The sequence below is a fragment of the Sodalinema sp. genome, assembly GCF_046483825.1.
Classification (GTDB): domain Bacteria; phylum Cyanobacteriota; class Cyanobacteriia; order Cyanobacteriales; family Geitlerinemataceae; genus Sodalinema.
In genome coordinates this window covers 1-11,353 of record NZ_JAWOCL010000264.1, presented here as the reverse complement: position 1 = coordinate 11,353, position 11,353 = coordinate 1, and the positions used below count along the sequence as shown (strand labels likewise).

Annotated in this window: 8 protein-coding genes and 1 pseudogene; all 9 read left to right on the top strand. The window is 53.2% G+C overall.

Going from position 1 to position 11,353, the window contains the following annotated elements:
* Positions 1-202 (top strand): annotated as a pseudogene (locus tag R6U67_RS16835) (hypothetical protein); the annotation flags it as partial.
* A gap of 59 nt (positions 203-261) precedes the next feature.
* Positions 262-2,862: a methyl-accepting chemotaxis protein gene (locus R6U67_RS16830; RefSeq protein ID WP_410253623.1), complete on the top strand. Its 2,601-nt coding sequence runs from the start codon at positions 262-264 to the stop codon at positions 2,860-2,862.
* A 26-nt stretch (positions 2,863-2,888) separates the two neighbouring features.
* Complete coding sequence (locus R6U67_RS16825; protein WP_410253622.1) at positions 2,889-5,576, top strand: response regulator; 2,688 nt, start codon at positions 2,889-2,891, stop codon at positions 5,574-5,576.
* 12 nt (positions 5,577-5,588) lie between these two features.
* Positions 5,589-6,176, top strand: a complete 588-nt coding sequence (locus tag R6U67_RS16820) for a chemotaxis protein CheW (protein WP_410253621.1) — start codon at positions 5,589-5,591, stop codon at positions 6,174-6,176.
* 112 nt (positions 6,177-6,288) lie between these two features.
* Positions 6,289-6,411: a hypothetical protein gene (locus R6U67_RS16815; RefSeq protein WP_258719039.1), complete on the top strand. Its 123-nt coding sequence runs from the start codon at positions 6,289-6,291 to the stop codon at positions 6,409-6,411.
* Positions 6,408-7,925 (top strand): uroporphyrinogen-III C-methyltransferase, encoded by a 1,518-nt coding sequence (gene cobA, locus R6U67_RS16810; protein WP_410253620.1) that lies wholly within the window; start codon positions 6,408-6,410, stop codon positions 7,923-7,925. The genes R6U67_RS16815 and cobA overlap by 4 nt, the downstream gene beginning before the upstream one ends.
* 174 nt (positions 7,926-8,099) lie before the next feature.
* Positions 8,100-9,533, top strand: a complete 1,434-nt coding sequence (locus R6U67_RS16805) for a DICT sensory domain-containing protein (protein ID WP_410253619.1) — start codon at positions 8,100-8,102, stop codon at positions 9,531-9,533.
* Positions 9,534-9,683: 150 nt separating this feature from the next.
* Positions 9,684-10,346: a pentapeptide repeat-containing protein gene (locus R6U67_RS16800; protein ID WP_410253618.1), complete on the top strand. Its 663-nt coding sequence runs from the start codon at positions 9,684-9,686 to the stop codon at positions 10,344-10,346.
* Positions 10,347-10,565: 219 nt separating this feature from the next.
* Positions 10,566-11,353 (top strand): ABC transporter permease (locus R6U67_RS16795; protein ID WP_410253617.1); only part of this gene is annotated, 788 nt, incomplete at its 3' end.

Genomic DNA, 11,353 nt, shown 5'->3' with positions numbered 1-11,353 from the left:
GTCTATTCGTTCCGTTGTCTGTCTTAATTGCGGAACTGAACAGGACAGAGATGAGAATGCTGCCAAAAACATAGAAAAAGTCGGGGTCGGGCATACCCACGACTCTAAATGGACAAAGAACGGGCATAAGACCAGGGTTTCTGGCAATCCGATCGCTTTGTCAAACCAACCGTCAGTTAAGCCGCTTAGTCTGTTTGATTAGCCGGAGAATCCCCATCTCTTGCTTGGTGGGGAGTATGTCAACCGACACGACTACCCGACATGGAAGACTCCTTCAACCTATCGTTCTCAGTCCTCGCCTCCCCCCTCGGCTTACATCTCGGGGCCGACCTTCTGATTGCCGCCGCCTACTTCAGTTTAGCCCTGAGTCTGCTCTATCAGGTGAGTCAGATGAGTCAACGGCCCGACTCGCCCGCGACTTCGAGCCTACAATCCCTGGCCGCCTTCCTACTACTCGGGGGAGTCACCTATCTCGGGGCGATCAGTAACCTCTGGCAGCCTCAGAACTGGCTCTCAGGAACCCTCAACGGCCTCTATGCCGTGATGGCTCTATACACCGCCATCACCGTCATTCCCCGTTTACCCAGAGTCTTGTCCTTTGCCCCTCCCGAAACCCTCTCAGCCACCGAGCAACAACTGGCCACCAGCCAGGAAACCGCCCAATATCGACAGATGCTGCTGAGAGCGGTGATTGATAATATCTCCGATTTGATTTTTATCAAAGACCGGAACTTTCGTTATCTTTTAGCCAACCAAACCCTGGCCCAAGCCTTTGGCACAACCCCCGAGGCCATGGACGGCAAAGATGACGTAGAAATCGGCTTACCCCGAGATCAGATCTTTGGCGACCCAGATCAGAACCTCAACGGCTTTCGCACCGATGATCAACAGGTCATCCAACAGGGGAAAGCCCTGCGTAATAAGGATGATTATGCCAGCTTTGCCGATGGCTCCGAACATATCTTTGATACCCGAAAGCTGCCGTTGCGGGATGAGGAGGGCAACGTCTTTGCCGTTCTGGGGATATCACGAGATATCACCGAAGCCAAAGCCGCCGAACAGTCTCTCAAAGACGAACAAGCGCGACTCTTTAGCATCCTCGATGGTATCCCGGGTTTTCTTTGTCTGAAAGCCGACGATGGCTCGATCAAATTTGCCAATCGTCAATTTCGAGAAAAATTCAACCCCGAACGTCAATCCCCCCATCCGACTCTGCCACCCGAGCGTCGAGCCTTAGACTCGTCTGAGGCCAATTCAGCGAACCCGACTCACGCGATCTCCCAAACCTGGGAATGGCAAGATGAGACCACGGGCCAAACCTATCAGATGTATCAATTTCCCTTCACCGATCCCAATGGTGAGAAACGGGTGGTGCAACTCGGGATTGATATCAGCGATCGCAAACAAGTCGAAGCCGCCCTCCAAGATGCCAACACCCGCTTTGATATCGTCAACACCGCCGCTAACGATGGTCTCTGGGACATGGATCTCGTCGGAGGCGATCCTCTCCATCCCCAAAGTTCGATCTGGTACTCGCAACGCTTCCGCAACCTTCTCGGCTATACCAACGAAGAGGATCTACCCAACATCCTCGAAAGCTGGACTGGCGCTCTCCATCCAGACGATCGCGATCGCGTGCTAACCATCTTCAACGACCATGTGAAAGATGCTAGCGGCACAACCCCCTATAACGTCGAATATCGCCTCCGCCGTAAAAATGGTGAATATCGTTGGTACAGTGCCATGGGCAACACCCTACGCCGTGACGACGGAACCGCACTGCGAGTCGCCGGTTCCCTACGAGATATCACCGATCGCAAACAAGCCGAAGAAAACCTCGAAAAAATTGCCCAAGAACGGCAAGCCGAAGCCGAGGCCCTCACCCAGCAAGTCTTAAAACTCCTCGGAGAAATCAAAGGGGCCGCCAAAGGCGATCTCACCGTCAAAGCCGAAGTCAGTAATGATGTCCTCGGGGCCGTAGCCGACTCCTTCAACTACCTGATCAGTGAACTGCGCAAAGTCGTCAACGCCATCCAACAACTCGCCCAACAAGTCGACGTCAGCACCAGCGATTCGATCGCCAGCACCAATCAACTGACCCAAAAAGCCCGCAACCAAGCCCAACAACTCGAAGAGGCCCTAACCAAAATCGAGGGGATGGTCAATTCCATCAAAGAGGTCTCCGATGTCGCCCAACGGGCCGAACAAGTGGCGCAAAGTTCCGCCCAAACTGCTGAGGCTGGGGGAGTTGCCGTCGATCGCGCCGTCGAAGGCATCAACGAATTGCGGCGTACCATTGCCGACACCTCCAAGATGATGAAACGACTCGGAGAATCCTCCCAACAAATCGGCAAAATCGTCACCTCCATCTCACAAATTGCCTCCCAAACCAATCTCCTTGCCCTCAATGCCACCATCGAAGCGGCCCGGGCCGGGGAACAGGGGTTAGGCTTTGCCGTCGTCGCCGAAGAGGTCCGCAAATTAGCCGAACGCTCTGCCAGTGCCACCGAGGAAATTGCAGACATTGTCGGAACCATTCAAGCCGAAATTGGCCGCGTCATGGAAGCGATGGAAACGGGAACCCAGGAAGTCGTCGAAGGCACAGAACTGGCGGCCCAAGCCAAAACCCATTTGGTGGATATCATCCAAGTCAGCCGCGATATGAATCGTTTGGTTCAAAATATCACTCAGGCCAGTGGCAAACAGGTGACCTTTGCCGAGGAGATCTCCAGTACCATGACCGATGTCAGTCAGATTGCCGATAGTACCGCCGAAAATGCCGAAGATGTCACCACAACCCTCGATGGCCTCTCGGTTTCTGTGGGACAACTGCAAAAATCCGTTGCCAAGTTTCAAAGTTAGCCGTAGCTGCGGTCCAAGGGCGAACCATGGATGATTTCAGTGCCTTACTCGGAACCTTTATCGCCGAAAGCGAGGAGTTTTTGCGCTCGATGGAGACAATCCTCCTGGCGATGGAGACTTCGAGTTCAACGTCGGATAAAGAAAAACAGGTACAACACCTATTCCGGGCGGCCCATTCGATTAAAGGGTCGGCCTCGATGTTTGGTCTCACGGAACTGTCCACGGCGGCCCATACCCTGGAAGATTGTTTCGGCATCTTGCGCGATCGCGCTGACCTGAATCAGCTTGATGGCGAGCTGATTAACGACCTCCTCTCTGGGGTGGATATCCTCAAGGGGCTATTGGAGAAAACTCGTACTCAGGCGGCGATCGCCCCCGAGGATTATCAGGATCTCCTACCCCTGAAACAGACCCTGGAGACGCGCTATCAGGCGCAGGAGACGTCGGAAGCAGAGGACGAAGAGGAACCCGTCAACTCCAGTCTGATACGGGGCATTTTTGAAATGGAACTGCCCCCCCTATTGGAGAGGTTTGAGACCCTCATCACTCAGGTCAACCCAGATAACCTCAGTCAGACACAAAGCCAACTCGAAGAGCTTTACCAACAACTGTCGGGGATGGCGCAACTCTTGAACTTACCCGATATCGCCGCCATTATTGACCCCTTACCCAAATGGCTGACGCGCCCCGAGATGGCGATCGAGGAACTTCAACGCCAGGGCTATCCCCTGATTGCCGCGTTAGAACAGGCTCGCCAACGCCGCTTAGGACGGGCCGACCCTGACCCGGAATCCCAAAGACCCGAGGCGGCGGAGTCTGAACCGTCGCCAGACTTCTCCGCTAGTTCACAACGGCCCACTATCCGCGTGGATGTTCAGTCCCTGACGGAGTTAGTCAATTGGGTGGGAGAATTGGTCATTCACCGCACTCATTTAGAAGTGCAACAGGCCCAACTGCGCAGTGAAGCCAAACGCATTCGCCGCAGTGTCTTGGAGTTAAATCTATTTGGCCGGGACTTGCGGGATGAATACGATCGCCTGACCGTTGAGCCTCATCAGACTGTGTCTGATGGTCAAAATCGGGGTTTCGACCCCCTAGAACTCGATCGCTATAGTGATTTCCATAGTACCGCCCAGTCGGTGATTGAAACGACCCAGGCCATCGCCCAATCCAGTGGACGGATTGACGACCTCTCCCTACAACTCGATCGCAACACCGAGCAGATTCGCCGCATTACCGACCGACTGCGATCGCGGGTCTATAACCTACGAGTGGTTCCCTTCAGCCGTTGTGTCGATCATCTGCCTCGGGCCTTACGGGAGTTATGCCGCCAGCACCATAAAGAGGTCAACTTAGTCCTGTTAGGCCGAGATACCAAACTCGATGAAAGTTTAGTTGATGCCCTACGTGACCCCCTCATTCAACTGGTTCGTAATGCCTTTGATCATGGCATTGAATCCCCAGAGGAACGGCGAGAAGCGGGCAAACCCCCCAGCGGTGAGATTGAAATTGCGGCGAGTCATCAAGGGGGACAAACGCTCATTACCCTCACCGATGATGGACGAGGAATTGATGCCAACGCCATCCGACACCAGGCGATCGCCCAAGGAATCATTGACGCAGAACAGGCAGAAACCCTCTCCCTGAACGATATCTACGATTTCCTCCTCTTACCCGGCTTCACCACCCGGACTCAGACGAACCAACTCTCAGGACGGGGGGTGGGCCTCGATGTGGTGACCACCAACCTACGCCAAGTCCGAGGAACTCTGAAGGTCGATTCTCAACCGGGTAAGGGAAGTCGCTTTATGATCAAGCTTCCTTTAATGTTATCCATCACCAATGCCCTGTTGGTACGAGTGGATCATCAAACCCTGGCGATTCCCCTAGATGCTGTTGAGGAAATTCTCCAGATTGAGGCGAGTCACTTGCAAATGGTGGGTGATCAAACGATGCTACCCTGGCGCGATGAGTTTATCCGTCTCACCCGACTACAAGATCTACTACATTACAAGTATCCCAGTGATGATGAACCCTCCCCGGACCCCCTAAATCAAGATACAATTCCGGTGTTGGTTCTGGCTTCAGCAGAAGGAGTCCTCGCCATCGCCGTCGAACGCTTACTCGGTCAGCAAGAGATTGTCGTTAAACCCATTCCCCCCCCGTTAGTGAAGCCTCCGGGACTGATGGGCAGTACGATTTTAGGAGATGGTCGTGTTGTCCTGATTGTGGATGCCGATGACCTCATTACTCAAGTGCAACCGACGGAAACCGTGACGATGACGCCCCGAGACGGTGAGCGTCACGTCCATCCCCTCTCTGGGGAATCGGTGTCGCAAATTTTGGTGGTCGATGATGCTTATACGATTCGTCAGTTACTCTCGTTGTTATTGCAGGGCGCTCACTACCGAGTTGAACTCGCAAAAGATGGACAAGAAGCCTTTGATAAGTTGCTTGGAGGACTCTCCTGTGATTTGGTGATTGCCGATATTGAAATGCCCAAAATGGATGGATTTGAACTGTTAGAGGCAATTAAAGCACAGCCGGAGTTATGCCAAATTCCGGTGGCCATGCTCACGTCTCGTAGTGGGTCAAAACATCGTCAACGGGCCTTAGAACTCGGCGCTGCGGACTATTTCACGAAGCCCTACAATGAAGCTGCGTTACTCGCGGCGATCGCCAACATCTTAAGCCCGTCCCCTAATCCTCAATAATTTTCCCTAATTATGGTCATCCTAAGTGCGGTCTTACATCCTCGTCTGCGCCGGTTTAATCTAAAGACCCGGCAACGAAGCCTCAAGCAAAAATTAGTAGTTCTGAACGTTGAGCAGGATGAGTATGGGATTCCAATCAATCAGGTCATTCGGGTGTTGCCAACGGCTGAAATTCATGGAACCTTTAATTACGGACATGGACTGATTCAAAATCAAGGTAAGACAATTTCGGTGCTTGATTTAGGGGTTTTATTGTTTAAAAACCCCCCTAATTTAGAACCCAATTACTTACTCATTTGTCAAAACCAGAGCGGCGAAGAATTTGCGATACCCACCGATCGTTTGCCCAGGGTGTTAGATGTCGCAGAGGAGCAACTTGCCGATGTTCCCGCCTCTTATCGTCAGGGGCCGTTCGGGTTGGCGTTAGAAAAGGTTGTCAATCTGCCCGAGGATCAGGTTTTGCTGTATCTCAACCTAGAGCAACTTCTCGCCCTGGCTGTGGCCGAGTCTGACCCGGACGTTGAACCGCCTAAAGGGGGCGATGATGGCTCTCCAAGGCTCCGCGATCGCCCTGAAGCGGCCGAGAAGCCGATAGAATAGGGGGGATGGGGGGCAGTCTCGGTCTTCAACTTCTCTTTGAGACTAGACATCCTAGCCGCTGTTCCCATTCTAATTATTCGTCCATTAACCCTTGCTAGTCCTGTGAACCGTCATGTGGAACCTTGATGCTTTCGCCATCCGTCCCGACTTCTACTTTCAAATTGCCTTCACCCTAACCGTCAGTGGTTTATTCTTCTGGCAAGTTTGGGTGGCCTGGAAAGCGGTTCGTAAGTGAGTCTCGGGAAGGTCTATCTCGTCGGCGCAGGCGTCGGCGATGCCAAGTATCTCACCCAGCGAGGGCGACAGGTTCTCGCTCAGGCTGAGGTACTCATTTATGATGCCTTGGCCGACCATCGTTTACTCGAGTTGGTTCCGGCTGACTGTCTCTGCCTAGATATGGGCAAACGGGGGGGACAACCGAGTCCCCCCCAGGGCGAGATTGATCGGCTTCTGGTGGCCTATTGTGGCCAAGGTCGGCGGGTGGTGCGTCTCAAAGCCGGAGATCCCTTTATTTTTGGTCGTAGTGCCTCGGAACTGCGGGCGTTACGAGGGGCAAACTGTCCGGTTGAGGTGGTTCCGGGGATTTCCTCGGCGTTGGCGGCCCCATTGCTGGCGGGCATCCCTCTGACCGATCATCAACTCAGTCCCGGCTTTGCGGTGTTTACGGGTCACGACCTGGCGGCCCTAGACTGGCTGGCGTTGGCCCGCCTACCAACGTTAGTGTTTCTCATGGCGGGACGGAATCTGGGGGCCATTTGCCAAAAACTCATCGATCATGGCAAACTGCCCAACACACCGGTGGCTATGATTCGCGCCTGTGGTCGGCCCGAACAACGAGTCTGGACGGGAACCCTAGAGACGATTGACCGACAGACTCGGGGGGAAAAACGATCGCCAACGGTGATTGTCATCGGTGAGGTGGTGTCGTTGCGTAATGTGTTTGGAGAGACGGCTATGGTGGCATCTGAGATGGGATTACAGGGAAAAACGATTCTGGTGACGCGATCGACGGGACAGTCGAGTGATTTTTGCGATCGCCTGCAAAACCACGGCGCAATTCCCCTCTCGACTCCCGCCTTAGAGATTGTCCCACCGTCGAGTTGGCAGCCCTTAGATGGGGCGATCGCCCAACTGGATCAGGTGGATTGGCTCATTCTCACCTCTAGTAATGGGGTGGAATTCTTCCTGGATCGCCTCTTAACGCTCGGGCAAGACCTGCGCAGCTTGGCGCACCTCAAAATTGCCGTTGTGGGCAAAAAGACGGCTCGTGTGCTGAAAGAGCGGGGCTTAACTGCCGATTTTATACCCCCAAACTTTGTGGCTGATTCCTTGGTGGAGCGGTTCCCGGAGTCGGTGGGGGGCCAAACGATTCTCTTTCCTCGGGTGGAGACGGGAGGGCGCGAGGTCCTGGTGCGTCAGTTCCGGGAAGCGGGGGCGAAGGTATTAGAAGCGCCCGCCTATGAGTCTCGCTGTCCTGAACAACTGGACCCTCAGGCGTTGGCGGCCTTGCGTCAGGGAACGGTGGATGTGGTGACCTTCGCCAGTTCTAAGACGGTGCGTAACTTCGCTCGGCTGATTGAGACGGCGGGGGATATTTCTTTAGAGGGGGTGGCGATCGCCTCGATTGGCCCCCAAACCAGCCAAAGTTGTGAGCAAGCCTGGGGTCGCTGCGACATTGAAGCCGAAGAATTTACCATTGAGGGGTTAGAACGGGCGATTCTCGATTGGGCGATCGCATTCCATCCCTAAACTCTTATAACCATCCCTTATAATGGACATTAGCTTGGCTGGGGTGGCGACCTTGGCTCAGAATAAACAGGACGCACTCAAACCATCCACACGATAGAAGTCCTGTGTCGAATGAGTGCTGTCGGTTATTAAGTGTTCATTGTTAATTGTTAAAAGGGTTAATTTCAATTTGTAATGCTGAACGGATCTCTCCTACAAAAACTCGTCGAACGGCAAAACGCTCAAACCCGTCGCACGCCACCGATTAACTACGGGGTGTACTATAAAAACACCCTCGTTGCCCTCTGTCACGCCCTCGAAGATAGCATCCTAGAGTCAGACGGTAACCCTATCATGATTACCGCCTTCCAACGGGGGAAATGGTATCTCCAGGAAGCCGATCGCTACGGAGAAATTGCCGACAAGGCTCAGGATATTGTCATTCTGGCGGCCCCCGATTCGGGCTTCCGGGAGCATCCCACCAGTCAAAAAGCCAACGTTGAACTCGTCTCCCTTGCTCCTGATGATCCCGTGGCTCAAGAATGGCATTTGCTGATTCTCTCTCCCGGCTATACGGCCATGGTCTTGTGTCAGGAACTCTCGGAGGCGGATTACGGCAAAACGGGGGTTCCCGAGGTAGATGTCGAGCGCAAGTTTTATGGGTTTTGGACTTTTGAACCGGAGTTAGTCGTCGCCGCCGTGGAGTTGGCTATTGAGCATATTCAACCGCTACAAGCGGATCTAGCTCAATCCCTCAAAGCGCGGGTGGCCGACATTGAAGGCCAACTGTTGCATCATCGCAGTGCTGACGTGGCCCAGGTCTCCAAAGACTTAAATCCTATTGTCTCGCGGGTGGTTCGTTATCTGAGTGACTGTCATGAGGGACTCGGCGAAACCATCAACGCGGACGTTTTCCCCCACCAGCCTGAACTCGAACGCAACATTGTCTCGAACAAGTTGCAGGCCTTCCTACGCATGGCCCAACTGATTGATTTAACCGATCTGCAAAACCCCCACGCCGCCAGCGAAGTTTCGGGGCTGTGTGAGGCCTTTGCACAAATCCTCGATCTGCCCTCTTGGCAGGTGAAACGGTTACGTCTAGCGGGATTGTTGCATCGAATTGACTATTTGCCCCAACATGAACCCGATTTGGGAGAGATTCGGGCTGAGAGTCACAACTCGGCTCTGAGTTGTCCCCTCTATCCTGGACGACAATCCTTGCGGATGATGCCCCAACTCAAGGCGATCGCCCAAATTATCACCCACCAAAGTGAACATTGGGATGGCTCGGGAACACCGGGGGGCTTAAGCTACGATGAGATTCCCCTAGAATGCCGCATTTTGGGGCTACTGGTGGAGTTTCAACGACGGCTGAATCAGTTGACTCAAGACAAACCTCGTTCTGAGGCGTTGACTCAAGCCTTGTCTGACTGTCAAGCCGCCAGTGGTCGCCGTTGGGACCCGAAACTGGTTGAAACGCTGACGCTTCTGGTGATGGCTCTACAACAGGGAATGACGCTTCCTCAGGAAGCCTTTAAACTGCGATCGGGCCTCTGGCTGCTGAACCCAGAGCAAAACCCGGATCTATTCCCTGGCCAATCGCTGCATCCCTCAGCCAGCACCGCCTAATTGCTCTCTTCTTGACGACTCTTTGTCTAGCCATCGAAGATTGCTGGATTGATACTCTGAGTTAGGCGAGAATCCCCCACCTGTTACCGGTTGTCTGTTGGCTTCTTTTCCCCTGTTTTTTGTCCTATTTAGACCCATTTTTGCTATACCATGACTGCTCTTGACGCACTTGAATTTGGACAACCCAAGCACCTCCGAGGTGCCGATCTTGAGGATCAAACCTTGTCGGGGTTGGATTTACAAAACATGGACTTGGCCGGTGCGAGACTCTCCGGCGCGAACTTGGTTCGCGCCAACTTAGAGGCGGCGCATCTCGAAGGGGCCAATTGTTTGGGGGCTAACTTCGATCACAGTAATCTACGGGCTAATCTCGTTGGTATCAATCTCATGCAAGCGAGTTTACAGGGAACCGATCTGCGCGGGGCCAATTTACGGGGGGCCACCCTCATGGGGGCGAATCTCCAGGCGGCCAGTTTAGCTGGGGCGTTTCTCAGTGGGGCCAATTTGGTGGGGGTGAATCTGATGGGGGCTGATTTACGGGGGGCTGATTTGCGCGGGGCCAATTTTAGCCGCAGTAATCTCAGCGGGGCGAATCTCTCTCAGGCGGATTTACAAGGGGCGAATCTTTCTGAGGCGGATTTGGAGGAGGCGAATTTAGGACAAGCCAATTTACAGGGGGCGAACTTGGTGCGAGCGAATTTCCTTTGTGCTAATTTGGAAAACACAAAGTTAGACGGGGCAACTCATTCGGAAGCCTGTTGGACGGGAACGGTTCTTGATGGTGAGGGTGATAGGATTAAGTCCCTAGATTAAGATGCTAGATTAAGCCCATTTATCTAAAATGGCGAAGATAAAATTAAGGCTTAAATAGCCTACAAATAGGGACAGGATAATAAATAAACCGATGTTTAAGATATCTTGAATATTGGTTTTCATGATGAAGAAGGCAAAAGGTAAGAGGCAAACGGCAAACGGCAAGTGGTGCGATCGCTTCGGAGAATCGAGAAATTTAGCTAATTCAGGAGATTGGGCATGAATGTTGTTGAGTCTTTGAAAATGGCGGGCCAAACTCTGCTGGCGAATAAACTTCGCAGTAGTTTGACGATGTTGGGGATTATTATCGGCAATGCTTCGGTAATTGCAACCATTGGTATTGGTGAAGGGGCGCAGACGTTTGTCTCGGATCAGGTTTCGTCTTTAGGAACCAATTTACTCTTTATTGTCCCCGGTAGTCCTGATGCACAACGCCGTCCTGTGCGCCCCCCTCAAACGTTAGTCTTAGAGGATGCCGAGGCGATCGCCGAACAAGTCCCCGGAGTCGATCGCGTTGCCCCGCAACTCAATGGCAGTGAACTGGTATCCTACCGTAATCGTAACATTTCGGCGGCCCTGTACGGCACAACGCCCGAGTTACTGCCCGTCCGGAATTTTGCCGTCGCCCAGGGGCGTTTTATCAATGACTTAGATATCCGCCGCAATCAAAAAGTGGTGGCCCTCGGGTCGGAAATTGCCGAACAACTCTATAGCAATGTTGACCCCATTGGGCAAACTCTACGAATCAAGAATGTCAGTTTTCGGGTGGTGGGAGTGATGGAACCGAAGGGGTCAACCTTTGGCACAAACCTGGATGAGACGGTGTTTCTGCCCATCACCACCATGGCCAATCAAATTGTAGGGCAGGGTTCTCCCTATGGGTTAACGGTGACGTTTATCAATGTCAGTGTTATCGATGAGAGTCAGATGCGGGCGACGCAGTTTCAAATCGAGAACCTGTTACGGCTGCGTCACCGTATCGTCAATGAAGATGATTTCACCGTTCG